Source organism: Streptomyces vietnamensis (assembly GCF_000830005.1).
GTDB lineage: Bacteria > Actinomycetota > Actinomycetes > Streptomycetales > Streptomycetaceae > Streptomyces > Streptomyces vietnamensis.
Genome location: NZ_CP010407.1, coordinates 4,749,650 through 4,774,743 on the forward strand (window position 1 = coordinate 4,749,650; position 25,094 = coordinate 4,774,743).

At 73.7% G+C, this 25,094-nt stretch carries 26 protein-coding genes; 11 read left to right on the forward strand and 15 right to left on the reverse strand.

The window, feature by feature from the left end; translation table 11 throughout:
* Window positions 1-74: 74 nt before the first annotated feature.
* Window positions 75-1,355 (forward strand): D-inositol-3-phosphate glycosyltransferase, encoded by a 1,281-nt coding sequence (gene mshA, locus SVTN_RS21340; protein WP_078908778.1) that lies wholly within the window; start codon window positions 75-77, stop codon window positions 1,353-1,355.
* Window positions 1,356-1,571: 216 nt separating this feature from the next.
* A complete protein-coding gene (locus tag SVTN_RS21345) occupies window positions 1,572-1,775 on the forward strand; it encodes a hypothetical protein (protein ID WP_041130543.1) in 204 nt (67 codons plus the stop codon).
* Window positions 1,776-1,961: 186 nt separating this feature from the next.
* On the opposite strand, the gene SVTN_RS21350 is transcribed toward SVTN_RS21345, so the two are convergent.
* The 7 genes from SVTN_RS21350 to SVTN_RS21380 all read right to left on the reverse strand — a co-directional run bounded on the left by SVTN_RS21350 (window position 1,962) and on the right by SVTN_RS21380 (window position 8,119).
* Window positions 1,962-3,023 (reverse strand): helix-turn-helix transcriptional regulator, encoded by a 1,062-nt coding sequence (locus SVTN_RS21350; RefSeq protein WP_041130544.1) that lies wholly within the window; start codon window positions 3,021-3,023, stop codon window positions 1,962-1,964.
* 140 nt (window positions 3,024-3,163) lie between these two features.
* Complete coding sequence (locus tag SVTN_RS21355; protein ID WP_041130545.1) at window positions 3,164-4,213, reverse strand: helix-turn-helix domain-containing protein; 1,050 nt, start codon at window positions 4,211-4,213, stop codon at window positions 3,164-3,166.
* Between the two features lie 344 nt (window positions 4,214-4,557).
* Window positions 4,558-4,998: a Fur family transcriptional regulator gene (locus tag SVTN_RS21360; RefSeq protein ID WP_041130546.1), complete on the reverse strand. Its 441-nt coding sequence runs from the start codon at window positions 4,996-4,998 to the stop codon at window positions 4,558-4,560.
* A gap of 82 nt (window positions 4,999-5,080) precedes the next feature.
* Window positions 5,081-5,974 carry an SAM-dependent methyltransferase gene (locus SVTN_RS41090; RefSeq protein ID WP_052499236.1) on the reverse strand — a complete coding sequence of 298 codons (894 nt, stop codon included), beginning with the start codon at window positions 5,972-5,974 and terminating at the stop codon, window positions 5,081-5,083.
* 157 nt (window positions 5,975-6,131) lie between these two features.
* Complete coding sequence (locus tag SVTN_RS21370) at window positions 6,132-6,614, reverse strand: GNAT family N-acetyltransferase (RefSeq protein WP_041130547.1); 483 nt, start codon at window positions 6,612-6,614, stop codon at window positions 6,132-6,134.
* 122 nt (window positions 6,615-6,736) lie between these two features.
* Window positions 6,737-7,648, reverse strand: coding sequence for a M56 family metallopeptidase (locus SVTN_RS21375; RefSeq protein ID WP_041130548.1), 912 nt, complete (start codon window positions 7,646-7,648; stop codon window positions 6,737-6,739).
* A gap of 72 nt (window positions 7,649-7,720) precedes the next feature.
* Window positions 7,721-8,119: a BlaI/MecI/CopY family transcriptional regulator gene (locus SVTN_RS21380; RefSeq protein WP_052499704.1), complete on the reverse strand. Its 399-nt coding sequence runs from the start codon at window positions 8,117-8,119 to the stop codon at window positions 7,721-7,723.
* A gap of 89 nt (window positions 8,120-8,208) precedes the next feature.
* On the opposite strand from SVTN_RS21380, the gene SVTN_RS44350 reads away from it, so the two are divergent.
* Window positions 8,209-8,364: a hypothetical protein gene (locus tag SVTN_RS44350; protein ID WP_158718993.1), complete on the forward strand. Its 156-nt coding sequence runs from the start codon at window positions 8,209-8,211 to the stop codon at window positions 8,362-8,364.
* Window positions 8,365-8,392: 28 nt separating this feature from the next.
* On the opposite strand, the gene SVTN_RS21385 is transcribed toward SVTN_RS44350, so the two are convergent.
* The 3 genes from SVTN_RS21385 to SVTN_RS21395 all read right to left on the reverse strand — a co-directional run bounded on the left by SVTN_RS21385 (window position 8,393) and on the right by SVTN_RS21395 (window position 11,415).
* A complete protein-coding gene (locus tag SVTN_RS21385; protein WP_041130549.1) occupies window positions 8,393-8,674 on the reverse strand; it encodes a metal-sensitive transcriptional regulator in 282 nt (93 codons plus the stop codon).
* A gap of 30 nt (window positions 8,675-8,704) precedes the next feature.
* On the reverse strand, window positions 8,705-10,972 hold the full coding sequence (locus tag SVTN_RS21390; protein ID WP_041130550.1) for a heavy metal translocating P-type ATPase: 2,268 nt from the start codon (window positions 10,970-10,972) through the stop codon (window positions 8,705-8,707).
* 161 nt (window positions 10,973-11,133) lie between these two features.
* Window positions 11,134-11,415 carry a heavy-metal-associated domain-containing protein gene (locus SVTN_RS21395; protein WP_041130551.1) on the reverse strand — a complete coding sequence of 94 codons (282 nt, stop codon included), beginning with the start codon at window positions 11,413-11,415 and terminating at the stop codon, window positions 11,134-11,136.
* 206 nt (window positions 11,416-11,621) lie between these two features.
* On the opposite strand from SVTN_RS21395, the gene SVTN_RS21400 reads away from it, so the two are divergent.
* A complete protein-coding gene (locus SVTN_RS21400; protein WP_041130552.1) occupies window positions 11,622-12,602 on the forward strand; it encodes a hypothetical protein in 981 nt (326 codons plus the stop codon).
* Window positions 12,603-12,653: 51 nt separating this feature from the next.
* Window positions 12,654-13,346: a copper homeostasis protein CutC gene (locus tag SVTN_RS21405; protein WP_041134116.1), complete on the forward strand. Its 693-nt coding sequence runs from the start codon at window positions 12,654-12,656 to the stop codon at window positions 13,344-13,346.
* A 3-nt stretch (window positions 13,347-13,349) separates the two neighbouring features.
* Here the strand turns inward: SVTN_RS21405 and SVTN_RS21410 are convergent, their stop codons facing one another.
* Window positions 13,350-13,940: a DUF2867 domain-containing protein gene (locus SVTN_RS21410; protein WP_041130553.1), complete on the reverse strand. Its 591-nt coding sequence runs from the start codon at window positions 13,938-13,940 to the stop codon at window positions 13,350-13,352.
* Window positions 13,941-14,056: 116 nt separating this feature from the next.
* On the opposite strand from SVTN_RS21410, the gene SVTN_RS21415 reads away from it, so the two are divergent.
* Window positions 14,057-14,647 (forward strand): TetR/AcrR family transcriptional regulator, encoded by a 591-nt coding sequence (locus SVTN_RS21415; protein ID WP_041130554.1) that lies wholly within the window; start codon window positions 14,057-14,059, stop codon window positions 14,645-14,647.
* A 17-nt stretch (window positions 14,648-14,664) separates the two neighbouring features.
* Window positions 14,665-15,552 carry an aminoglycoside phosphotransferase family protein gene (locus SVTN_RS21420; protein WP_041130555.1) on the forward strand — a complete coding sequence of 296 codons (888 nt, stop codon included), beginning with the start codon at window positions 14,665-14,667 and terminating at the stop codon, window positions 15,550-15,552.
* A 64-nt stretch (window positions 15,553-15,616) separates the two neighbouring features.
* On the opposite strand, the gene SVTN_RS21425 is transcribed toward SVTN_RS21420, so the two are convergent.
* Window positions 15,617-16,030 (reverse strand): VOC family protein, encoded by a 414-nt coding sequence (locus tag SVTN_RS21425; RefSeq protein WP_041130556.1) that lies wholly within the window; start codon window positions 16,028-16,030, stop codon window positions 15,617-15,619.
* Entirely contained in the window at window positions 16,027-18,072 is a 2,046-nt protein-coding gene (locus tag SVTN_RS21430) for a HelD family protein (protein ID WP_174518274.1), read from the reverse strand. The genes SVTN_RS21425 and SVTN_RS21430 overlap by 4 nt, the downstream gene beginning before the upstream one ends.
* Before the next feature lie 230 nt (window positions 18,073-18,302).
* Here SVTN_RS21430 and SVTN_RS21435 point away from each other — a divergent pair, with 230 nt between their 5' ends.
* Together SVTN_RS21435 and SVTN_RS21440 are read left to right on the forward strand one after the other, a co-directional pair.
* Entirely contained in the window at window positions 18,303-18,488 is a 186-nt protein-coding gene (locus SVTN_RS21435; RefSeq protein ID WP_041130557.1) for a hypothetical protein, read from the forward strand.
* A gap of 48 nt (window positions 18,489-18,536) precedes the next feature.
* Window positions 18,537-18,863 carry a hypothetical protein gene (locus tag SVTN_RS21440; protein ID WP_041130558.1) on the forward strand — a complete coding sequence of 109 codons (327 nt, stop codon included), beginning with the start codon at window positions 18,537-18,539 and terminating at the stop codon, window positions 18,861-18,863.
* 5 nt (window positions 18,864-18,868) lie between these two features.
* Here the strand turns inward: SVTN_RS21440 and SVTN_RS21445 are convergent, their stop codons facing one another.
* Window positions 18,869-20,509, reverse strand: coding sequence for a DNA repair helicase XPB (locus SVTN_RS21445; RefSeq protein WP_041130559.1), 1,641 nt, complete (start codon window positions 20,507-20,509; stop codon window positions 18,869-18,871).
* A gap of 202 nt (window positions 20,510-20,711) precedes the next feature.
* Here SVTN_RS21445 and SVTN_RS21450 point away from each other — a divergent pair, with 202 nt between their 5' ends.
* On the forward strand, window positions 20,712-21,026 hold the full coding sequence (locus SVTN_RS21450; protein ID WP_041130560.1) for a hypothetical protein: 315 nt from the start codon (window positions 20,712-20,714) through the stop codon (window positions 21,024-21,026).
* 32 nt (window positions 21,027-21,058) lie between these two features.
* On the opposite strand, the gene SVTN_RS21455 is transcribed toward SVTN_RS21450, so the two are convergent.
* Window positions 21,059-23,641: a helicase C-terminal domain-containing protein gene (locus tag SVTN_RS21455; RefSeq protein WP_174518275.1), complete on the reverse strand. Its 2,583-nt coding sequence runs from the start codon at window positions 23,639-23,641 to the stop codon at window positions 21,059-21,061.
* A gap of 72 nt (window positions 23,642-23,713) precedes the next feature.
* On the opposite strand from SVTN_RS21455, the gene SVTN_RS21460 reads away from it, so the two are divergent.
* Window positions 23,714-24,877, forward strand: a complete 1,164-nt coding sequence (locus tag SVTN_RS21460) for a hypothetical protein (RefSeq protein WP_041130561.1) — start codon at window positions 23,714-23,716, stop codon at window positions 24,875-24,877.
* Window positions 24,878-25,094 lie beyond the last annotated feature (217 nt).

The following is a 25,094-nucleotide window of genomic DNA, read 5'->3' on the forward strand; positions in this document are numbered from 1 at the left end:
CGTGCGCGCGAGCGACGCGCAGGGGCACGTGGCCCCCCACTCCTCAGGAGCCCCACGTGTCCCTGCGCGTCGCCATGCTCAGCGTCCACACCTCCCCGCTCCACCAGCCCGGGACGGGGGACGCCGGCGGCATGAACGTCTACATGGTCGAGCTCTCCCGCGCCCTCGCCGAACAGGGCGCCGAGGTCGACCTGTTCACCCGCTGCCGGGGCGAGGGCGCGCCCCCGCTCGTCGAGCTCGCCCCGGGCGTGCGGGTCCGGCACCTGCACGCCGGGCCGCGCCGGGCGCTGCCCAAGGAGGCCATGCCCGATCTGGTGGTGCCGTTCTCGCTGGCCCTGCTCAAGGAGGAGCGGCGCTACGACCTGGTCCACTCGCACTACTGGCTCTCCGGGCAGGCGGGCCGGATCGCCTCGGTGGGCTGGCGGATACCGCTCGTGCACACCGCCCACACCCTGGCCCGGGTGAAGAACGCCGCGCTCGCCGAGGGCGACGCCCCCGAGCCGGAGCTCCGGGTGCGGGGCGAGCACCAGGTGGTGGGCAGCGCGGACCGGCTGATCGCGAACACGGCCGACGAGGCGGAGGCGCTGCGCTCGCTGTACGGGGCGGAGGGGGCGCGGACCGAGGTCGTACGGCCCGGGGTCGACCTGCGCACCTTCCGCCCGGGGGACGGGCGGGCGGCGGCGCGGGCCCGGCTCGGGCTGCCGGCCGACGCGTTCGTGCCGCTGTACGCCGGCCGCATCCAGCCGCTGAAGGGCCCGGACGTGCTCGTACGGGCGGTGGCGGAGCTGCTGCGGGAGGCGCCGGAGCTGCGCCGCCGGCTCCTGGTGCCGGTGGTGGGCGGGCATTCGGGCGCGACCGGGCGGGGCTCGGCCTGGCGGCTCGCGGAGGAGCTGGGCGTCACCGGCGTGCTGCGGCCCTGTCCTCCCGTACCGCAGGAGCGGCTCGCGGACTGGTACCGGGCGGCGGACGTCCTGGTGGTGCCCTCGCGCAGCGAGTCCTTCGGTCTGGTGGCCCTCGAGGCGCAGGCGTGCGGGACGCCGGTGCTCGCGGCGGCGGTGGGCGGGCTGCCGACGGCGGTGTGGGACGGGGTGACGGGGCTGCTCGTGCGGGGCCACGACCCGGCGGAGTACGCGCGCCGGCTGCGCTGGCTGGCGGCGCACCCGGAGGCGGTGGAGACGATGGGCGCGGCGGCGGTGCGCCATGCGCGCGGGATGAGCTGGCGGGCTTCGGCCGGGCGGACCATCGAGGTGTACCGGGGGGCCCTGGAGCGGGGAGTGGGGCAGGGGCGGCGGCACGCCCCTGCCCCGGCGGCCCCTCTCTCCTGGAGGAACGAGAAGGCCGTAGCGCAAGTCTAGCATCTCTTTTGGTTCGACCAAAGGTATGACGAGCTCTGGATGCTTCAATTCCGTTGTGGTGATGGCGTGTTGACGCATCCACGCCATGGCGGGTCCACGCACGGAGAATCCCTGGATTCGATTCGGGGGCCGGGACAGAATGGAGATGTCTTCAGGGAACGCCCGGCGGCACGGGCCCCGGAAGGCGGAATTGACATTCCAAGTCCTGGAGGAATCATGTCCGTTCAGCAGAACTCCGGTATCCGCAAGGCCGTCCGCCAGTTCATGGTCGCGATGGTGGCGTGTACGGCGGTCGCGGCCGGCGCCGCCTTCGCCGTCTCCCCCGACAGCGCCGCCCCGGTCACCCCCCAGACCGTCGCCGGCGTCGCGGACGACAACGGCTGGCCGATCGTTCCGCCGAACCCGACCCCCACCAACTGATTTCACGAATCCGGGAATCGCCCCCGGAATCACCCCCCCACCAGGCCCCGCGATCGCTGCCACGATTGCGGGGCCCAGGGCGTTTTCGAAACGGCCGGAACAGCCGAAGCAGCCGAAGCAGAGGGAACAGCCGAAGCAGCCGGAACGGCGCAGTCCCGAAAAGATCGACGAAAAGATCGAAAAGAATCAGTCCAGCCAGCCGAGCCGCACCGCCCGCGCGCCCGCCTCGAAACGGCTCGTCGCCCCCAGCTCCTGCATCAGCTCCGAGATCATCCGGCTGACCGTCCGCAGCGACACCCCGAGCGTCCGCGCGATCCGCTCGTCCTTCATCCCCGAGGCCAGCATGTGCAGCGCCGCCCGCTGCTGCTCCGAGAGCCCGTCGCCGCCCGCCTCCGCCACCGCCTCGTTCCCGTACGGGGTCGCCGTGTGCCAGCAGTGCTCGTACAGGCTCAGATACGGCCGTACGAGCGCACTGCCCCGCGCCAGGATCGCGCCCTCGCCCGGCTCATCCGGCCGGATCGGCACCAGGGCGAACTGCTGGTCGGCGATGATCAGGTTCATCGGCACCACCGGCGCGAGCCGGATCTCCACCCCCAGCTCCGCCCGCTGCCCGAGGAACTTCTCCATCTGCGGGTCCGTGGCCTCCTGCCGGCCGTAGATGGCGCGCACCCGCACCCCGTTGGCGAGCTGCCGCCGGTCCCGGTCGAGCATCCGGTCCGGGTTCTGCCGGCCCGGCGTCCCCGGGTGCAGCGAGGCAGAACTCTCCTGCATCACATCGGTGATGTCCTCGATGGCCTGCTGGATCCTGCGGTAGTCGGTCAGCGCCTCGACGTGCGCCTCCGCCCGGGTCAGCGCCGCGGCCCGCAGATAGGAGCCCGCCAGGACCTCGAGGGTGCTGTACGCCTCGTCCGCCTCGGCCAGGTGCTCCCGCAGCCGCTCCCGCTCCCGCTCCAGGAGCCGGAGGAGCGCGATCTCCGGGTCGATCGCCGCCACCGTGTCCGTCTCGGACCGCCAGCTGCCGTCCTGCACGGCCGCGACGGTGGCGTGCGCCTGACCCGTGGGCACGATGAGGCCCAGGGAGAGGAGTTCGCGGCGACATCGCTCGTACTCCTCCGGCGCGAGCCCTAACTCCCTGCGGACCTCCTCGAAGTCCGAGACGCCCCGGCGGCGCAGCTCCTGGTACACGGCCAGCAGGACGTCGGTCGTGCCGTCCCCGATGCCCCCGATGCCGTCGCCCGCGGTGACCATGGCGAAGTGACCCCCTTGTCTCCGAGTCGCCCCGCCCTCACCCGGTCATCCGGCTCGGCGGGAGTCCGTCCTGTGCTTCCTGCGGCCCGCACGGCCCCTGCGGCCCGTGCGCGTCCTCCATGACATACGAACTCCTCGTACTAGGCCACGGGTTCCGGCCCCTCGCCGTCGAGCAGCCCGAGCCGGGCCGCCTTGACGCCGGCCTCGAAGCGGCTCGCCGCCCCCAGCTCCTGCATGACCTCGGAGAGGAGTCTGCTGACCGTGCGCAGCGACACCCCGAGGCTGCGGGCGATCTGCTCGTCCTTGATCCCGGAGGCGAGCATGTGCAGCGCGGCCCGCTGCTGGTCCGAGAGCCCGTCGCCGCCCTGCTCCCCGGGCTCCTCGCCGTACCGGGAGGCCGCCTGCCAGCAGTACTCGTACAGCGCGAGGTACGAGCGGACCAGGCCGGGGCCGCGGGCCAGGATGATCGGCGAGTCCGGGTCGTGGGGGTCCGTCGGCAGCAGGGCGAAGTTCTCGTCGGCGAGGACCATGTTCATCGGGACGACGGGGGAGAGGCGCAGCTCCACACCGAGCGCCGCCCGGTCCTCCAGGTGCTGGGTCATCTCGGGCACGGTCCCGACCCGGCGGCTGTACATGGCGCGGACCCGCACCCCGCGGGCGGCCCGGGAGCGGTCCCGCTCCAGCTCGGCGGCCATGTCCTCGCGCCGGACGGAACCGGTGTGCATGACGTGGACGGCGGTGCGCACGGACTCGGTCAGGTCCGACAGCTCGCGCAGCACCCGCTGCGGGTCGGTGACGATCTCCACCTCGACCTCGGAGCGGGGCGCGGCCCCGGCCCGCAGGAACGGTCCGGCGAGGGCTTCGAGGGCGGTGTGCGCGCGGCTGGTCGCGGCGAGGCGCTCCTGGAGCCGGTCGCGCTCGCGGCGCAGCAGCCGCAGCAGGGCGACATCGGGGTCGACGACCGTGTGGGCGCCGGGGTCCGAGAGGTCGTCGGGGGCGGCGGTGAGGCCCAAGGAGGCGAGTTCGCACCGACATCGCTCCCGCTCGTCGGCGGAGAGCTCGAAACGGTCCGCGACCTCGTCGAAGCCGGCCTCGGGGCGGGCGCGCAGTTCCTGGTAGACGGCGAGGGCCTGGTCGCTGCCCAGGCGGACATCGCTCCCCGCGCGGGTCACGGCGGCGTTTCTGGACACGGCGCAGCAGACTCCCCTCGGATCCCCGCGGACCCTGTTGAATCGCCCCGCTAGACCCTGCCACAAAATCGAACGACACGCACGATGTTGACTACGCCTCAGTAGGCGGGCAGACGCGGAGCCGACGGCGGCCCAGGTGGTGGGACGCACGCGTGCGACGGCGGCCCAGGTGGTGGGACGCACGCGTGCGACGGCGGCCCAGGTGGTGGGACACGCGCGTGCGACGGTGGCCCTGATGGTGGGGCGCACGCGGGCGACGGCGGCCCAGGTGGTGGGGCGCACGCGTGCGACGGCGGCCCAGGTGGTGGGATGCAGACGGTCGGACGTACGGAGCCGGACGCGCCTCAGGCGGCGCTTTCGCCCGCCCGGCAGTCGGGGCACAGGCCCTTGAAGACGACCTCCGCGTCGTCCACCCGCCACTGCGGCAGGGCGCCCCGGGGCGGCTCGGGCGCGGTCGCGGAGACGTTCTCCACCCGGCCGCAGGAGGTGCACAGGGCGTGCTGGTGGGCCGGTCCGGAGATCTCGAAGACCGCGGGCAGGCCGGGCCGGTCGAACTTGCTGACCAGGCCGGTCTCCTGGAAGTGCCGCAGCATCTCGTACACGGCCTGGCTGGTCAGCGTGCCGAGCCGCTCGCGCGCGGTCGTGGTGATCGCCTCGACGTCGAGATGGCCGCCGGCGGCGAGCACCGTGAGCACCTCCAGGCGCGGGCCCGTGACCCGCAGCCCGACATCGCGCAGGCGCTGGATCACCGCCTCGCGGCCCGTCAGCTCTTCCACGACTGCCATCTTCTCCGCCCGCCACCTGGTCGGCTCAAACTTTTGTGGGCATCGTACCTCTTGCCCGTCAACCTGGGCAGGTCCGTATCGGTCAGTCGTCCGCCCTGCACACCAGGAGGACGGACTCGGTCCGCTCGTCGATGCGGTGGCGCCGTCGGCCCTCGATGTGCAGGCCCGCCGAGTGCAGCTCGGCCGCGAGCCGCTCCGGGTCGACGATCCACTTGTCGGTGGTCAGCACCACCCGCTCCGAGGACACCTTGCCGGTCCTGGCCGCGTAGTACGTGATCCGCTCGCTCATCGACGGCAGGTCGAAGACCTGCCGGGCCACCACCCACTCGTCGATCCCGTCGAAGCGCGGCACCTGGAAGGCCCAGGTCCGCCGCGGCTCCGCGATCAGGCCCGGCAGCTGGTGCGCGGTGTAGTCGAGGGCGAGCGCCCCGCCCGTCTCCAGATGGGCGGCGACCTCCCGGAGCAGTTCCGGCCGGCTGGCGGGCGGGACGGCGGTGACCATGGCGCCCGCGAGCAGCGCGAGCCGGTAGCTGCCTTCGAGCCGGAGCTCGGTGAGCTCCGCGCGATGGGTGACGACGAGCCCGGCCACCTGCGGGCCGATCCTGCGGGCCCAGCCTTCGAGGCGCTCCAGGGCCGAGGCGTCCCGGTCCACGGCTTCCACGGCGAAGCCGTGCCGGGCGAACGGGACGGCGAGCCGCCCGGCGCCGGAGCCGAGGTCGAGGACGGGTCCGCCGGTGGAGCGGGCGAGGCTGAGGTAGCGGACGATGTCCGCGCTGTGCGGGCCGAGCAGGGTGTCGTGAAGCCAGACCGAGCTCTCGTCGGCGGGGGAGACCGACTCGAGCCCGGGGAGCGTGTCGGCGGTGACCCGGATGCCGGCGCCGGGGGCGGGCTCCTGGTCGAGGCCGTATCGGGACGGCAGGACCGGAGCGAGCGCTGCGGGCACGACGGGCAGGGAAGTGCCGCTCGGTGTGTGCATCGCTCCTCCAGGGGCTCGCTCGGTCCATGCCGTCCGGACGGGGAACCCGTGCCGCCGGGCCCGCGCCGCTGAACCCATCCTGACCTGGGGAACGAACCCCGATCCACCGGATCGGGCTGCGTGAACACGCGATGGCGTGGATCTGCCACGGTCCGGTTCAGGGGAGCGGTCTGCTCCACCGTCTCGGGGAGAGGGCCGCGAAGCCCAGGCGGGAGTAGAAGGGGAGCGCCGGGTCGGTCTCCGCCGGGAGCTCCACGCGCTGCTCCCGGGCGCCGTAGCCGCGCATCCGCTCGGTCGCGGCGGTCAGCAGGGCCGTACCGACGCCGGTGCGGCGCGAGCCGGGTTCCACCGCGAGCGCGTACACCTCGCCCTCGCCCGGCACCGGGACGCCGCCCGCGGCGACGCCGACGACCGTGCCCTCCGGGTCCGTGGCGACCAGCCAGCCGAGCCATCCCGGCGCGCCCCCCGGAATTTCAATTTCCGCGCGTATGCGGGGGAGTGCGCATTGGGCGGAGATCAGCCGCCGCATCGGGATTTCGTCCAGTATTCCGGCGTAGCTGCTCCGGATGATGTCGGCAAGCAGTCTGGATATCGTCGTCGCGTCGCCGGCCGCTGCCGTACGAACGCCAGCGAGCTGCATTGGTTTTGCACCCTTCGACGTGCCGAGTCCGAGCCCCAACGTACCCACGATAGCGGCGTATTCCGCGGTTCGTGACCGATGCGAAATCTACGAATTCGCTTAGTAAATACCGGTGTTCGCGATTAGCGGGGGAACGAGCAGCAGGCGATGATCAGCGGGGCCATCGCGAGGGCCGCCGCCGTGATCGTCGACAGCCCGAGCAGTACGGGGTGCCCGGCGCTGTGCGGGGTGAGGATGCGCCGCATCCGCAGCGCCGCCGACGGCCCGCCCGCGGCGAACGCGGACCGCGGCGCCCGGCCCGAGGCCAGCGCGTACAGCGCGGTCGCGAGCGCGTCCCGCGTGCACCGGCGCAACGCCCGGTCGTCCGCGGCCATTTCGAGCAGCAGCGGTACGGCGGTCCCGCCGTGGCGCGCGAGCGGGAGGCGCGGGAAGACGGCCGTGAAGGCCTCCGCCGCCGCGACCAGGAGGTGGTGCCGTCCCGCGATGTGCGCCCGCTCGTGCGCGAGGGCCGCCGCGAGCTGGGCGGGGGTCAGGGTGTGCACCGCGCCCGAGGAGACGACGACCCGGCGGCTCCGCCCCGGCAGGCAGTAGACGGCGGGCCGGTCGTCGTCGAGGACGGTGGCCCCCAGCGCGGGGTCGTACCGCCCGACGAGCCGCAGCACCCCCGCGTGGCGGATACGCACCCGCCGGGCCCTGGCGAGGCGGCGGACGAACGCGGCGGCGGGCAGCGAGAGGACGAGGAGCGCGAGGGAGAAGGCGAACCGTTCGCGCCCGTCGAGGTTCAGGAGCTGATCGAGCGTGGGCGGTTCGAGCCCGAACATCATGTCGGCCAGGCGGTGACCGCTGTCGGCCGGCAGGACCAGCTGGGCGGACAGCAGCGCGGTCGCGGCCGCGAAGCCGGCGCCGCACGCGGCCCAGACGGCGAGCGCGAGCCGGGGCACCTGCTGGGCCCAGCGGGCCCGGACGACGAGCAGGGGGACGAGGAAGCCGGTGAGGAGCGCGAGGCCGAGCGGGGCGATGAGGTGATGGTTCACGCGCTGCTCCCGACCGGGGCGATGGGGTGGTGGTTCACGCGCCGCTCCCGAGCGGGGCGGTGAGGTGATGATTCACGCGCCGCTCCCGGCCGGGCCGTCGGAGCCCCCGCCGCCCCCGCCCCTCGTGGCGCGGAGGGCCGCGTCGAGCGCGGCCATGTCCTCGTCCGAGATGGCCTCCACGAAGCGGAGGAGGGCGGCCGGGCGGTCCTGGCTGTCGCCGAGGGCGTCCCGCATCAGGCCCGCCGTGTACTCCTCGCGGCTGCGCACCGGCTCGTACAGCCAGGCCCGTCCGGACTTCTCGCGGCGGAGCCAACCCTTGCGGTGCAGGATGTCCGCGACGGTCATCACCGTCGTATAGGCGACCCTGCGTCCCCGATTGATGTCGTCGACGACCTCGCGGACCGTGGCGGGCCGCTGCCAGGCCCACAACCGGTCCATGATCTCGGCCTCCAGCTCTCCCAGCCGGCGCACGCGCATCCCCTCACCCTCCCCTTGCGGGCGGCTCATCGTACGGGCCGCTCCCCCTGCCCAGGTATACCCCCCAGGGGTACAGTGGCGGGATGTCGACCCTCATGAAGAACCGCCCCTGCGCGAAGGTCTGCGACTCCGGTCTGCCCGGATCGGTGGAGCTGGTGCTCCTCCGGCAACTGCTCGGCCTGTGTCTCCGGCTGAGTCTCACGCTGTCCGCCGACTGCCCTTCACGCAAGGGCGGTTGATACTGCCAGGTCCTGCTTCACTGCTCCGTCACGTCCGGATCAGCCGGGCGATGGCCTTCGACGCCTCACCCACCTTCGCCTTCGCCTGGTCCCCGCCCTGGGCGATGGCCTCCGTGACGCAGCAGCTCAGGTGCTCGTCCAGGAGGGCCACCGCGCAGGACTGGAGGGCCGCATTGACGGCGGAGACCTGGGTGAGGACGTCGATGCAGTACACGTCCTCGTCCACCATCCGCTGCACGCCCCTGACCTGGCCCTCGATGCGCCTCAGGCGTCTGATGATGTCTTCCTTGTGCTGTCCGTAACCGGCCACGGCGGGCTCCTCGTCGTCAGGTCGGGTCGGTCACTTGTCGGCGGCCTGGAAGCCCCGCAGGCGGAGGCTGTTGCCGACCACGAAGACCGAGGAGAAGGCCATGGCCGCGCCCGCGATCATCGGGTTGAGCAGTCCGGCCGCGGCGAGCGGCAGGGCGGCCACGTTGTAGGCGAAGGCCCAGAAGAGGTTCGAGCGGATGGTGCCGAGCGTCTTGCGGGAGAGCCGGATCGCGTCGGCCGCGGCCCGCAGGTCTCCCCGTACGAGGGTCAGGTCGCCGGCCTCGATGGCCGCGTCCGTACCGGTGCCCATCGCCAGACCCAGGTCGGCCTGGGCGAGCGCGGCGGCGTCGTTGACGCCGTCGCCGACCATGGCGACCGAACGGCCCTCGCCCTGGAGGCGCTTGACGACGTCGACCTTGTCCTGCGGCATGACCTCGGCGATGACCTCGTCGATGCCGACCTCGGCGGCGACGGCCTCGGCGACCGCCTTGTTGTCACCGGTGAGCAGGATCGGGGTCAGACCGAGCGCGCGGAGCCGCTTGATGGCCTCGGCGCTGGTCTCCTTGACGGCGTCGGCGACCTCCAGGACCGCGCGGGCCTCCCCGTCCCAGGCGACCGCGATGGCGGTCTTGCCGGCCTGCTCGGCCTCTGCCTTCGCGGACTTGAGCCCGGCGGGCAGGGCCATGGCCCACTCGTCGAGCAGCTTCTCGCGGCCGACGAGGACGGCGTGGCCCTCGACGACGCCCTGGACGCCGAGACCGGGGATGTTGGCGAAGTCCTCGGGGGCGGGCAGGGTGCCGACCTTGGCGGCGGCGCCGGTGGCGACGGCCTGGGCGATGGGGTGCTCGGAGGAGTGCTCCAGGGCGCCGGCGAGGCGCAGGACGTCGGTCTCGTCGACGCCTTCGGCGGTGTGGACCTTGATGAGGGTCATGCGGCCGGTGGTGACGGTGCCGGTCTTGTCGAGGACGATCGTGTCGACCTTGCGGGTGGTCTCCAGGACCTCGGGGCCCTTGATGAGGATGCCGAGCTGGGCGCCGCGGCCGGTGCCGACCATGAGGGCGGTCGGGGTGGCCAGGCCGAGGGCGCAGGGGCAGGCGATGATCAGTACGGCGACGGCGGCGGTGAAGGCGGCGGTGAGGCCCTGCCCCGTGCCGAGCCAGAAGCCGAGGGTGCCGAGCGCGAGGGCGATGACGATCGGCACGAAGACGGCCGAGATCTTGTCGGCGAGGCGCTGGGCGGCGGCCTTGCCGTTCTGCGCGTCCTCGACGAGCTTCGCCATGCGGGCGAGCTGGGTGTCGGAGCCGACGCGGGTGGCCTCGACGACGAGGCGGCCGCCGGCGTTCAGGGTGGCGCCGGTGACGGAGTCGCCGACGGACACCTCGACCGGCACGGACTCACCGGTCAGCATCGACGCGTCCACCGCGGAGGAACCCTCGACGACGGTGCCGTCGGTGGCGATCTTCTCGCCGGGCCGGACCAGGAAGCGGTCGCCGACCTGGAGTTCGGAGGTCGGTACGGTGATCTCGCGGCCGCCCTTGAGGACGGTCACCTCCTTGGCCCCGAGCTGCATGAGCGCCTTGAGCGCGGCGCCCGCCTTGCGCTTCGAGCGGGCCTCGAAGTAGCGGCCGGCCAGGATGAAGGCGGTGACGCCGGCCGCGGCCTCCAGGTAGATGTTCCCGGCGCCGTCGGTGCGGGCGATCGTGAACTCGAAGGGGTGCGTCATCCCCGGCGTACCGGCGGTCCCGAAGAACAGCGCCCACAGCGACCAGAGGAACGCGGCGATCGTGCCGACCGAGATCAGGGTGTCCATGGTGGCCGCGCCGTGCCTGGCGTTGGTCCAGGCGGCCTTGTGGAAGGGCCAGGCGGCGTAGACGACGACCGGGGCGGCGAGCGTGAGGCTCAGCCACTGCCAGTACTCGATCTGCAGGGCCGGGACCATCGCCATCGCGATGGTCGGCACGGCGAGCGCGACGGCCGTGATCAGGCGCTGCTTGAGCGGCCGCAGTTCGGCGTCGGCGATCTCCTCGTCGGAGGGGCCGTCCTCGCCGCCGCCGCTCGCGGGCCGTTCGGGCCGGGGCTCCTGGGCGGTGTAACCGGTGGCCTCGACGGTGGCGATCAGGTCGGCGACGGCGATGTCGGCGTCGAAGGTGACCTTCGCCTTCTCGGTGGCGTAGTTGACGGTGGCCTCGACCCCGTCCATGCGGTTGAGCTTCTTCTCGATGCGGGCCGCGCACGAGGCGCAGGTCATGCCGCCGATGGCGAGCTCGACCTGGGCGGTGCCCGGAGTGGTCGTGGTCATTTCCTGCTCCTCGGTGTAGCGGGTTCGGGGGCCGGGGCCCGGGCGTGGTGGTGGTCGGGCCCCGGCGGCCGGGGTGGTGCGGGCGGGTGTCCGCCTGCCGGGCGGACCGTCGGGTACCGGGACGGGGGACGCCGGTGGGTGTCGGTCTGCCCGGCGGCGGATCAGGCCCGGCCGGTCAGCTCGTAGCCCGCGTCGTCGACGGCCGCGGTGATCGCGGCGTCGTCGGGCTCGCCGCCGGTGGTCACGGTCACCAGGCCGCCGGCGACGTCGACGTCGACGGAGATGACGCCGTCGAGGGCGCTGACGGACTTGGTGATCGCCGACTTGCAGTGGCCGCAGGTCATGCCGGAGACGGCGTAGACGGTGACGGTGCTGTCGGCGACCGCGACGGCGGTGGTCTCCGTGGTCGAGCAGCTGTTGTCGGGGGTGCAGCAGGAGCCCATGGCTTCCTCCTCGGTCGGTTCTGGTGGTCGATACCCTCAGGGGGTATCGACTGACGGGTTCATGTATACCCCCCGGTGGTATCCGACGCAAGTGTGGATCCGACTTGACTTGATACCCCCCAGGGGTATGGTGAAGTGCATCGGGCAAGCGAATCCCACCCCGCCCGCCCACCCCACCCACGCCCCTCACATACGGGAGAGCAGCCATGAACACCGGAGTGAAGATCACTGCCTTTGCCGCCGCGCTCGCCGCGACCTTCGGGACCGCGTACGGGGTCGGCAAGGCGGTCGGCCCGGTCGAGGAGCCGCAGAAGGCGGGACACGGCGAGCATGCGGCGCAGGACCCCCAGAAGAAGACGGGCCACGAGGGCCACGAGGGCCACGGGGAAGGCGCGACGACGGCGGCCTCATCGCTCCCGGGAGGCCTCCAGGTCTCCCAGGACGGCTACACCCTGGCCCTGGAGACCCCGACCCCCGCCGTGGGCCGGAGCACCCTGAAGTTCTCCATCAAGGACGCGTCGGGCAAGAAGGTCACGGCCTTCACCACCGAGCACGGCAAGCAGCTGCACTTCATCGTCGCCTCGCGCGACCTCAACACCTTCCGCCACCTGCACCCGGTGAAGGCCGCCGACGGCACCTGGTCGGTGGACGCGGACCTGCCGGCGGCCGGCGGCTACAAGGCCTTCGCCGACTTCAAGCCGGCCGCGCCCGGCGCCAAGGGCATCACCCTGGGCGCGGACCTCTCGGTCGCGGGCGCGTACGCCCCGAAGCCGCTCCCGGCCGTCGCCCCGACCGCGACCGTCGACGGCTACCAGGTCCGCCTGGGCGGGGTCCTGGACCCGGGCAGGGCGGGCGAGCTGAAGCTCACCGTCACCAAGGCCGGAAAGCCGGTGACGGACCTGGAGCCGTACCTCGGCGCGTACGGACACCTCGTCGCCCTCCGCGACGGCGACCTCGCCTACCTCCACGTGCACCCGAACGAGGGCGGCCCCGGCCCGGACGTCTCCTTCACGGCGACGGCACCCAGCGCGGGCACGTACCGCCTGTTCCTCGACTTCCAGCACGAGGGGAAGGTCCGGACGGCGGCCTTCACGGTGACGGCGGGCGCGACGGGCAAGGCGCCCGCTCCGGCCGGGGACGAGGCGGATGAGGCGGGGCACGGTGCGGCAGGCCACGCGCACGGCTAGTCTGGACATTGGACTAGACCTGTAGCCGTCATTCATGGAGGAATGGGCTCGATGAGCAACCGTGCTGTCCTTGAGGTGATCGCCCTCGACGAGGAAGACGCGGTCGCTGCCCAGACCGGTGGGGCCGACCGGCTCGAACTCGTCACCGACATGGCGGCGGACGGGCTCACCCCGGCCACGGCCACCTTCACCGCCATCCGCCGCGCGGTCGACATCCCGCTCCGCGTGATGCTCCGCCTGGCGGACGGCTTCGCGGCCGGCGACGTCGACGCCCTGGTCGGCCGGGCGGAGGAGCTCCGCTCGGCGGGCGCGACCGAATTCGTCCTCGGCTTCCTCACGGCGGACGGCGAACCGGACCTGGTCGCGGTGGAACGCCTGATCGCCGTCCTGGACGGCTGCCGCTGGACCTTCCACCGGGCGATCGACCGCGCCGCCGACCGCGACGGACTCCGCAAGGCGCTCGCCGACCTGCCCGGCCTCGACACCTACCTGACGGCGGGCGCCGCCACGGGCGTCGACGACGGCCTGGCGACCCTGCGCGCCGAAGCCGCCCGCACGGGCGAACCGGGCTACGAACCCCAGATCCTCGTCGGCGGCGGCCTCCGCCTCGACCACCTCCCGACCCTCCGCACCGCCGGCCTCACCGCCTTCCACATCGGCGGCGCGGCCCGCCCCCAGGGCTGGACGGCCCCGGTCTCGGCGGCCGCGGTCCGCACGTGGCGCGAGGCGGTCGACACCCCGTAACCGCTACCCGAGCAGCCGCTCCCGGTCGCGCCAGGACGCCTCCCACTGGCGGGTCATCGCCGGGTAGACGATGGCGTACCGGAAGGGCGCGATCAGGGCCATGTAGAGGCGGCCGAAAGGGCCGTTGGGCTTGACCAGGACCGCCATGCGCAGTTCGTGGCCGCCGTCAGGGGTCTCCACCCAGCCCAGGTGCATGACCCCGTGGACGGTCTTGTTCGCCAGCTCCCGCGCGCACTCGTCGTGCAGCTCGTACAGCGAGGTGAACGGGCCCGGGCCCGGCGTCGGGTCCGCTGTCGCCGTCAGCTCCTCCGGCATGCGCTCGCGCAGCGACCGGACCCGCGGGCCCAGGCCCTCCTGCGGCTTGTCCCAGCCCAGCAGGGCGCCCAGCTTCCAGCGCACCGCGAACAGAAAGCGGGTCGGCCCGGTCTGCTTCGACAGACCGGCGCCGGCCGTGATCGCGGCGAGCGCGAGCCGGAAGTCGTCGGGCCCGGCGCCCGGCATGCGGAAGGACCAGACGTCCAGGGTCGTGAAGTCGGGGACGTACGCGTGGATCCGCCACGGCCGACCGGTGTGCTCGCTGACGGGAAGTCTCATGACCGCTGCCGCCTTTCCCCTGCGTTCTATACGCTTGCGTATAAAGACGGGACCAACGATGCCAGATCTGATGTACGCAGGCGTATATTCGGTCGGCGAGTGAGGGAGGACACACCGTGGGCGCCGCACGCACACCACGCGAACGCTGGGTGGAGGAAGGACTGACCGTCCTCGCCGACGGCGGACCCGACGCCGTGCGCGTCGAAGCCCTCGCCAAACGACTCGGCGTCACCAAAGGCGGCTTCTACGGGTACTTCGCCGACCGCGACGCCCTCCTCACCGCCATGCTCGACACCTGGGAGCGCGAAGCCACCGACCAGGTCGTCGAGCGCGTCCGGCAGGACCCGGACGGCGACCCCAGGGCCCTCATCACCCTCGCCGGCATGCTCACCTTCTCCGGCGACCGGCTGCGCCCCATCGACCTCGCCGTCCGCGACTGGGCCCGCCGCGACGAGGCCGTCGCCGAACGCCTGCGCCGCGTCGACAACCGGCGCATGGCACTGCTCCGCGAGATGATCGGCACCTTCTGCGCCGACCCCGACGAGGTCGAGGCCCGTTCCCTCCTCGCCTTCTGCGTCGCCATCGGACACCACTTCCTCGCCGCCGACCACCAGGGCCGCACCCGCGCCGACGTTCTCGCCCGCGCCGGCGACCTCATCCTGGACCGGCCGGAGGGGGCGAAATCCCGTGGCCCGCAAGACGGGTGATCGTTAACCTCGCGCGCATGACCCCTCCCCGCATCGACACCGCCCTCGTCGAGCGGCTCATCGCCGCCCAGTTCCCCGACTGGGCGGGGCTTCCCGTACGGGAGGTCGACTCCGCCGGCACCGACAACGCCATGTTCCGGCTGGGCGACGAGTTCGCCGTACGGCTGCCGAAGGCCGACTGGGCGGAGGGGCAGGCCGAGAAGGAACAGCGCTGGCTGCCGCACCTCGCACCCCACCTGACCCTGCCCGTGCCCGTACCCCTCGGGCAGGGCGCGCCGGGGGAGGGGTACGACCGCGCCTGGTCGGTCTTCGCCTGGCTGGACGGCGACGACGTCCACAACGCGCCGCTCGCCGATCTCGCCCACACCGCCGTCGAGTTGGGCCGCTTCGGTCGCGCCCTGCGCGCCGTCGACGCCACCGGCGGCCCCACCTCCTCCCGGGGCGGCCCGGTCACCGGCTGGGAGGAGGGTGCGATGACGCCCGCCCTCCGCGCCCTCGGGGCCGACGGCACCATCGACACGGAACTCGCCACCGCCGCCTGGGAGTCCGTGCTCCGGCTCCCGCAGTGGGACGGCCCGCCCGTCTGGACCCACGGCGACCTGCTGCCCGGCAACCTCCTTGGCCGCGACGGCCGCCTCAGCGCCGTCATCGACTTCGGCTGCCTCGGCGTCGGCGACCCGGCCGTCGACACCATGCCCGCCTGGACGCTGCTCACCGCCGACACCCGCCCCCTCTTCCGCGAGGCCGCCGGCGTCGACGACGCCACCTGGGCGCGCGGCCGGGGCTGGGCGCTGGTCTGGGGCGTCGTGACCGAGAACCACTACCGGGGGAAGAACCCCGTCCTCGCCACGATCGCCCACCGCAGCCACACGGAGGCCCTCGCCGAGTACGCGGCGATGCTCTAGGTCCTCGCCGAGTACGCGCTGCCGGTCCGAGCCCCTGGGGTCTCGCCGGGTACGCGGCCATGGCCTAGGCGGTTGCCGCCGCCTGCGCTGTCGCCACCAACTCCACCTCGAACCCGTCCTCGTTCTCCAGGTACGCCGCGTAGTGGCCGTCCCCGCCCGCGTACGGATGCCGGTCCGCGAACATCAGCCGCCAGCCGTGCGCCGGCGCCTCGGCGGCGAGGGCGTCGACGGCCGACCGGTCGCCGGCGTGGAAGGCCAGGTGGTTGAGGCCCGGCCGGAGGCGGTCGTGCTCGTCCGCCGTGCGGGCCGGGGACTGCTCGACCACCAGGTAGCAGGAGCCGAGCGCCCAGCTGCGGCCGCCCTCCCAGGACTGGAAGGGCGTGTGGCCGAGCGCCCCGAGCAGCCAGCCGAGGCTCCGCTCGGCCCGCTCCAGGTCGCCCACCCACAGCTCGACGTGGTGCAGCGCCCCGACGGTCACAGCGCCCCCAACTGGGACGGCACCGGCGCCGAGTGAACGACCGTCAGGCCGGACACCGCACGGGTCAGCGCCACGTAGAGGCGTCGCAGGCCCGTCCGCTCGTCGGGTTCGCCGTCGACGACGGCCGCCGGCTCGTCCAGGACCACGTAGTCGTACTCCAGACCCTTCGCGAGCGAGGCCGGGACGAGGGTGAGGCGCGACTCGGCCGTCGTCTCCTCGCCGGGGGAGAGGTACGCGAGCCCGGCCGCCGTCAGCGCCTCCGCGAGCGGCGCGATCCGCGCGTCGGCGGCGATCAGACCGATGGAGCCCTCGTGCGTGAGCGCCTCGACGCAGGCGGCGACGACGTCCTCGTCGAGGGACTCGCTGGGACGCACCTCAAGCGACCCCGGGTTCTCTCGTACCGACTCCACCGCCGCGAGCCCCGGCGACATGTGCGGAAGCAGCCGCGAGGCGTACGCGATGACCTCGCGCGGCACGCGGAAACCGGCGGTCAGCTCCTCCACCACCGCCTCCGGCTTCCCCAGGTGCCCGAGCGCCTGCGCCCAGCTCTCCGTCGCCCACGGCGTCGTGCCCTGCGCCAGGTCGCCCAGGACCGTCGCCGAACCGGTCGTGCAGCGGCGGCCCACCGCCCGGTACTGCATGGGGGACAGGTCCTGCGCCTCGTCGAGGACCACGTGCCCGAGCGAGTGCGTCCGCTCCACCAGGTCCTTCGCCTCGTCGATGAGGACGGCGTCCGCCGCCGACCACTTCGCCGACTTCACGCTCCGCGCGGGCTTCGCCCAGAGCAGCAGCTTCTGCTCGTCCTCGGTGAGCAGCCCCTCGGCGTGCTCGGCGAGGAACTCGGCGTCGGAAAGGAGTCGCAGCACCAGCTTCGCGGGGTCGACGAGCGGCCAGCACTCCTTCACGACGGCCTTCACGGCCGTGTTCCGCGCGACGGCGTTCTGCACCCGGTCGTCGGGCGCCTCGCCCGCCTCCTCCATGCGGACGAGCACCGCGTGCGCGATGCGCTGCGGGAGGGCCTCGCGGGCGGCGCCGTACCGGATGTCGCGGTCGAGCAACTCCCGCACCATCTCCTCCAGTTCGTACGCCGGGACCCGCCAGCGCCGGGACCCGCGCACCACCATCAGGGACTCCGTCGGCAGCGTCACGTGCGAGCGGACCGCCCGCCGCAGCACCTCCGCCATCCGGGCGTCGCCCTTCACGACCGCCGTCGCCGCCTCGTCCGTGCCCCGCACCTCGACGTGCGCGACGAGGTCGTCGACGGTCGCCTGCTGCACCTCCAACTCGCCGAGCGCGGGGAGCACCTGCTCGATGTAGTGGAGGAAGGAACGGTTCGGCCCGATGACCAGGGTGCCGGTGCGGGCGAGCCGCTCGCGGTGCGCGTACAGCAGGTAGGCGACACGGTGCAGACCGACGGCCGTCTTTCCGGTCCCCGGGCCTCCCTGCACGCACACCGTCCCCGACAGGTCGGAGCGGACGATTCCGTCCTGCTCGGGCTGGATGGTGGCGACGATGTCCCGCATGGGACCGACGCGGGGCCGCTCGATCTCGGCCTGGAGCAGCCGGCTGGTGTGCTCAAGCTCGGCCGGGTCGGAGAGGTGCTCGTCCTCGTACGCGGTGAGGTCGCCGCCCGTGTACCCGAAGCGGCGCCGCAGCCCGACGTCCTGCGGGTCCTTCTTCGACGCCTGGTAGTACGGCTGCGAGACCGGCGCACGCCAGTCGATCACCATCGGATCGCCGTCGGCGTCGTGCGCGTGCCGCCGCCCGATGTAGAAGCGCTGCCCCTCCTGCGTGGTGTGCAGGTAGTCGAGCCGCCCGAAGAAGAGGGGGGTGTCGGCCAGGTCGGCGAGCGCCTTGATCCGGTCCTCGATCTGCCGCCCGAGGACCAGGGAGTTGACCCAGTTCGCGGTGACGTCCTTGATGTCGAGCGCCTCGACGTCCTCGCGCATCGCGCGCAGCGCGGCGCGGGACGAGGTCAGATGGGCCCGCTCGCGCGCGAGCGGGTCGTCGGGTGCGTCGACGGCGGATACGGACACGGACACGGTGAAGCCTCCGGGCAGGTGGATACGCGGACACGACGAAGTGGCCGCCGGTTTCCGACCGGACGGCGGCGCGCTCCACGAGCGGGAGGCGGGGAAGCGGACGAGTGTAACTCCGGGCGGCCGGCCGGGCGAATCCCTTTTCCCCTAGGGGGACGGGTCCACCCGGGGGTGTATCCGGATTCCACCCCTGGGCCGATGTGTTCTGAATGTCCGGATTCCATCATGGGGTCATGAGCGCAACGACCTTCACCCTCGTGACCACTGTCCCCCGTCCCCGCACCCACCTGGGAACGGCCCTCCGCGCGATACGCGCCTTCGGCGGCGCGGCGGCGTCGGTCGCCCTCCTGGGCGACTACGGCCCGCCGGAGGCGGGGGTCAAGAACCCCCGCCCTGAGTACGCCCCCGGCCCCGACTGAGTACGGGAACGCCTGGGCGGGCCCGGCGCGCCCTGATGTGATCGAGCCATGACGACGACGCCGACCACCCCAGCGACCGACGACTTCGCCCGCACCACCCGGATCCTGCGCTTCACCGCCCTCGGAGGCTTCGTCGTCCTCCTCGGGCTCTTCGTCTTCACCGTGGTGCTGGTCCTCGGCGACGCCATCGACGGCGACGGCGCCGCCGGAGCCTTCACCGACGCCGCGATCTGGGTGTTCCGTGCCGCCGCCGTGGCCGGCCTGGTCGCCCTCGTCACCCCTCGGGATCTGATGGCGACCACGCCTCGCCGGGCCCTGGTCGTCGCCCAGTACGCCCTCGGGGTCGCCGGAGTCGTCCTCCAGCTCATGGACTGACCCGGCTACGGCGCCAGCAGCTCGTCCGCGTCCACGATCCGGTACGCGTACCCCTGCTCCGCCAGGAACCGCTGCCGGTGCGCCGCGAAGTCCTGGTCGATCGTGTCCCGGGCGACCACCGAGTAGAAGTGCGCCTGGTGGCCGTCCGCCTTCGGGCGCAGGACCCGGCCCAGGCGCTGTGCCTCCTCCTGGCGGGAGCCGAAGGTGCCCGAGACCTGGATGGCGACCGTGGCCTCCGGCAGGTCGATCGAGAAGTTCGCGACCTTCGACACCACGAGCACGTTGATCTCGCCGTTGCGGAAGGCGTCGAAGAGCTTCTCCCGCTGCGCGTTCGACGTCTCGCCCTTGATGACCGGCGCGTCCAGGTGCTCGCCGAGCTCGTCCAGCTGGTCGATGTACTGCCCGATGACGAGGATCTGCTGACCCTCGAACTTCTTCACCAGGGCCTCGGTCACCTTCCGCTTCGTCGCGGTCGTCGCGCAGAACCGGTACTTCTCCTCGGCCTCGGCGGTGGCGTACGCGAGCCGCTCGGAGTCGGTCAGGTTCACCCGCACCTCGACGCAGTCGGCGGGCGCGATGTACCCCTGCGCCTCGATCTCCTTCCACGGCGCGTCGAACCGCTTCGGCCCGATCAGCGAGAAGACGTCGGACTCCCGCCCGTCCTCCCGGACGAGCGTCGCGGTCAGCCCGAGCCGCCGCCGGGCCTGCAGGTCGGCGGTGAACTTGAAGACGGGCGCCGGCAGCAGGTGGACCTCGTCGTAGACGATGAGGCCCCAGTCCCGGGAGTCGAAGAGCTCCAGGTGGGGATAGATCCCCTTCCGCTTCGTCGTCAGCACCTGGTAGGTGGCGATGGTGACCGGCCGGATCTCCTTGCGCGTACCGGAGTACTCGCCGATCTCGTCCTCGGTCAGCGAGGTCCGCTTCACCAGCTCGTGCTTCCACTGCCGGGCGGAGACGGTGTTCGTCACCAGGATCAGCGTCGTCGCCTTGGCCTGGGCCATCGCCCCGGCCCCGACCAGCGTCTTCCCCGCGCCACAGGGCAGCACGACGACACCGGAGCCGCCGTGCCAGAAGCCGTCGACGGCCTGCTTCTGGTACGGGCGCAGCGACCAACCGTCCTCGGCGAGGTCGATCCGGTGCGCCTCGCCGTCCACGTACCCGGCGAGGTCCTCGGCCGGCCAGCCCAGCTTGAGGAGAGTCTGCTTGATCTGCCCGCGCTCGGAGGGGTGCACGACGACGGTGTCCGGGTCGATCCGCTGCCCGACCAGCGGCTGCACCTTCTTCGACCGCAGGATCTCCTCGAGGACCGGCCGGTCGGTCGTGGTGAGCACGAGCCCGTGCGTGGGGTGCTTGGAGAGCGTGAGCCGGCCGTACCGGGCCATGGTCTCGGCGATGTCGACGAGCAGCGCGTGCGGCACGGGATACCGCGAGTACTCGACGAGCGCGTCGACGACCTGCTCGGCGTCGTGCCCGGCGGCCCGCGCGTTCCACAGCCCCAGCGGCGTCACCCGGTACGTGTGGATGTGCTCCGGCGCCCGCTCCAGCTCCGCGAACGGCGCGATGGCCCGCCGGCAGGCCTCGGCGAGCTCGTGGTCGACCTCCAGGAGCAGCGTCTTGTCGCTCTGGACGATGAGTGGCCCATTCACCTGCGATCAGATCCTTCCCGGGCCGCTCCGACGACGGCCAATCCTCCAGTCTGCCTGATCCGGGGCCCTCGCGGGGCTCCTGCGGGGCTCCTGCGGGGCGCCCGTCGGAGCCGGGGCATGCGTCGGCATGAGTACCCGGCACATGCCGAATGAGTACGCATACGGATGGACGGGCCCGGGAGACGGCGGTGGGATGAGGGGCATGCCACCGACCGCCGGGGCCGGGAAGCGGTCCACATCCGCCGCTCACGACCCGAACTGGTCGGCGGCCGTGCTGACCGGGGCCCTCGGCGGCCCCCTGCTCGTGCTGCTCGTCGGGAGCAGGCTCGGGCTGCTGCGCGCGCACCCGGCCGTGATCGGCGGCTGCCTGCTGCTGCCGGTCCTGGTGGCGGTCCCCACCTGGTTCCTCGCGCGCACGCCCGACCGGCGGACGGTCCGGCGGGTCTTCGCCGGACTCGCCTGCGCCGTCGGGCTCGCCTGCCCCGCCCTGGCCCGCTTCTTCGCGCTGATCCCCTAGGGCCTGTCCGGCGGATCGGGGCCGGATGGGCCCTAGACCTGGTCGTCCGCCAGTTCCGCCACGCCCGTGATGCGGTGCAGGGGGTACGTGCGGACCTCGTCGGCCGTGTGGTCGTAGCCCGTCACGAAGCCGCCCTCGACGCGGACCGGGGCGATGACGCGCTGGCTCGCCGCGCCCTCCGCGTTGACGTAGCCGATCCACACCGCCGAGCCCGTCATCGCCGCCGCCTGGACCGTCGCCAGGGTCTCGGCGGCCGAGGTGCGGGGGAGGCCGCCCGTCGCCGCGGGGGCCGCAGGCTCCTTCCGTACCGCCGTCGCCGCCCGGTCGCCCGCCCGGATCGCCTTCACCGCCGCGCCGAGGAGGGTGGCGTCGGGGGCCGGCGGGCCGTCGGGGACGGGCACCGGGGCCGTACGGGCCGGGGTGCGGTACGCGTCGGCGCGGGTGATCAGGACGTCGCCCTCGGCGGACTCGGCCGCCGGGGCGTACCCCATCGCCCGCAGCCCGTCGAGCAGCGACGCCGGGTCCGCCTGCGCGGCCAGCACCGTCGGCGCGAGGCGGCGCAGGCCCAGGGCGGCGGAGCGCCGGTCGGCCAGGATCTCGCCGAGGACGGTGTCGTCGTCGCAGCGCACGTACGCGGACGCCGCCCCGATCCGCAGGTGGCCGTGCTTCCTCGCCACGTCGTCGATCAGGTACGCGAGCGGCTGCGGCACCGGCGTACGGGAGTGCGCGGTCAGGAAGTCGTGCAGGTCGGACGCCGACCGCCCCGAGTCCAGCGCGCGCCGTACGGAACCGGGCGTGAACCGGTAGACCGTCGCGCCACCCTTCGATTCCACGTCCGCCAGGACCGCGAGCGCGTCGGCGAGCGGCCGCCGCAGCGGCCCGGGCGCCACGGCCGTCAGGTCGGCCTGCAGCAGGACGTGGTCGACGGCCTCGGGCAGCAGCGGCGCGAGCAGGGTCGCCGCCCGCCCGGCGGCCACCGACAGTTCGACCCGGCCGCCGTGGTCGGCGGGGGCCGCGGCCTCCGCGAGCGGCAGGTTGAGCAGAGCCCGGGCGGGGCCCGCGAGCGCGCCCCGGCCCGTGAGCCCGAGCAGCTCGGCCTCGGCGAGCGTCCAGCGGGCGAGGCGCGAGCGGAGGTCGGTGTGGGGGTCGGGGGCGGGGGCAGCGGTCTCTTCCGCGTCGGTCGTCGGCTGCGGCGGGCGCGGCGGGCCCGCCTGCCCCGCCCCCCGCAGCGGCCGCTCCCACCGCATCCGGGCGAACACCGTCTCCGGATCCGCCGCCGCGCCCGGCGGCAGGGTCGCGAGGAGTTCGAGCACCCGGTGCCGGACCTCCGGCGCGGCCGCGCGGTCCAGGTCCGGGCCGAGCGCGGCCAGCGTGCGGCCCTTCGCGTCCGCACCGCCCACCAGGCCCGCCACCCGGGTCGACATGAGCCAGGGCGCGACGAGCCGCGCCCAGCGCTCGGCCGGCGGCAGGTCGAGCCAGTCGTCGTACGCGGGCGTCGGCGCGTACCGCTCGTCCGCCTCGCCGTCCGAGGCGAGCAGCCCCGCCCCGAAGCACAGCTCGACCCAGAACGCGGCGAGCTGCTCCGACACGTCCAGGGCCGCCGCCGTCCGCTTGAGGTCCCGTACGGACATGCCGCCCGCCCGCAGGACCTGCGGCCCGCCCTGGTCCCAGGACTTGAGCAGTTCCTCGACCGTCGCGAGCGCCGCGTACGCCTGCCCGGCCGCCGCGCTGTCCACCACCTGGGGACGGTAGTCGCGCGCCGCCTCCACCACCGGCGCCACCGGCTCCGGCGCCCGCTGCGCCCGCCCGCCCCGCAGGTGCAGCGCCACCTCGCGCGGCAGCACCATCGTCCGCGCCGACACCGGAAGCAGCAGCCCCCGGTCGCGCAGCCACTGCACCGGAGGCGCCGGATTCGCCGTCACCTCGCCGTACGGCGGACCCCACACGAGCCGGTCCAGGACCGCGAGGGCCTCCGGCGACGCCTCGTCGAGGAGCGCGCCCATCCGCGTCCGGTCCGTGAACAGCTCCGTGAGCGCCGCGACCGCCGACACCGGATCGTGCGTCGCCGTCAGACCGGCCGTCACGATGATCTCCTGCACCCGGCCCGGCGACATGCCCGCCGTCGCCTCCGCGACCGTCGGCCCGAGCCCCGTCGGCGAAGGATGCTGCGCCGAGGGCGCGAGGAGCTCCCGCGCGGTCCGTACGAGCCGCAGCCGGTCGTCCTCGCCCCACACCAGGGCCTGCTCGCGCAGCAGCGCCACCGCGCCCGGCAGCGCCGCCTCGATCTCCGGATCGCCCTCGTCGCCGGTGAGCAGCGCGAGGAGCACGGGGTACGGGGCGGGGTCCGGGGCCACGGCCAGGGCTTCGGCCGTCTGGAGGGCGAACCGGTCGAGCCGCTCCAGGGCCCGCACCACCGACCCGCGCGTGCCGGCGCGGGTCGCCAGCTGCGTCAGATCGTTCGGTACGGGACTCAGCAGGTCCGGCCGGGCGCGCAGCAGCGCGGCGAGCCCCTCGTCGCCCCGCGCGCGCAGCGCCTCCGCGAGCGTGCGGGGCGCCGCGCCGGCGCCAGTTACCTCGGGCACGTGCGCCTCCCGGTCGAGCTCACCGATCCCCATCCGGACCACGTTAGCCGCTGTTCAGGCGCTAACGTCGGGCCGTACCGGGCGAACCGGCCGTGGAGGGGCATCGTGGGGATCGAGAGCGACCGTCTGGTCTACGACTATCTGAGCCGGGTCGGCGATCTGGCCCAGCAGCGACAACTGCCGGCGAGCGACCGGATGAAGCTGGTGTCCGGCCTCCGCAACGAGATCGACCGCAGGCGCGCCACCCACGGCGAGGAGAGCCCGGCGGCGGTACGAGGCATCCTCGGCGCCCTGGGCACCCCGGACGAGGTCGTCGACCGGGCGGGCCCCACGGCCGGGGGGCCGATGCCGAAGCCGCGTACGGGGGAGGGCGGGGGGACGGGCCGGCTGCGGGGGCGCCGCGCGTCGGCCTCCGGCGCGGCTGCCTCCGGGGCGTCGGGTTCCGGCGCGCCGGGTGGTGGCGCGTCGGGCCCTGGCGCTGTGGGCCCCGGGGCGTCGGCCCCTGGTGCTGCGCGCCCCGGCGCTGCGGGCCCCCGCACTGCGCGCCCCGGGGCGTCGGGCGCCGGTGCGTCGGGCCCCGTGATTCCCGCTCAGGACGACCGAGGCCCGGACGGCGCGGGCTCCGCTGTTCCTGCCGCTCCTGCCGCTCCCGGCGCCGGACGCGCCTCGGACTGGTGGCATACGGACACCGAGGACACCACGGACACCGACGACGACTTCCTCGGCTTCGGCTTCGTCGGCGGCATCGAGCGCCCCGACCTCTTCACGCCCCCGGAGGAGGACGAGCCGGCCGAGGACGAGGCGGCCGGGGCCCCCGTACCGGGGAAGCGCCGCCGACTGGCCCGTGTCCTCCGACGCCGCAAGGCGGAGGCGCCGGCCGTGGAGGAGGCGCCCGGGGAAGAGACCGAGGGGGCCGCCCCGGCCCGCGCCCGCCTCGCGAACCCCTTCGTGCTGCTCGCCGCGCTGCTCCTGCTCGGCGGCGCGGTCTTCGGCTCGCTGGTGGCCCTCGCGGCGGGCTGGCTCCTCGCGTACGCCTCCCGCCGGCTGACCCCGGCCGAGGTCAAGGGCGCCGTCCTGGTGATCCCCGGCCTCAGCGCCGCGACCGGGATCCTCTGGCTGTGGGGCCGCGTCCAGGGCCGCTGGGGCGAGGCGGTGGCGCCGGGCGGCGAGGCGATGGGCGCGGCGATCTCCGAGACGTGGCCGTGGGTCCTGCGGGGTGCGGCGATCGCCTCGGCCCTGTTCCTGCTCTGGCGCTCCCGCAAACACTGAGCCGCGCCACCGCCGTTGTGGGCGTCGCTCCGCCGGGGCGGCACCCACCCGCCCGGACGGCGCCCCCGCCCGCCCCGTTGTGGGCGGCGCCCGCCCGGGGCGGTGCCCCCGCCGCCCCCGTTGTGGGCCTGCGCCCCGCCGTTGTGGGCAATCGTTCCGCTGGGGCGGAACGGGTGGGCACAACGGACCCGCGCCCTGCCGGCGCCCGAGGCTCCCG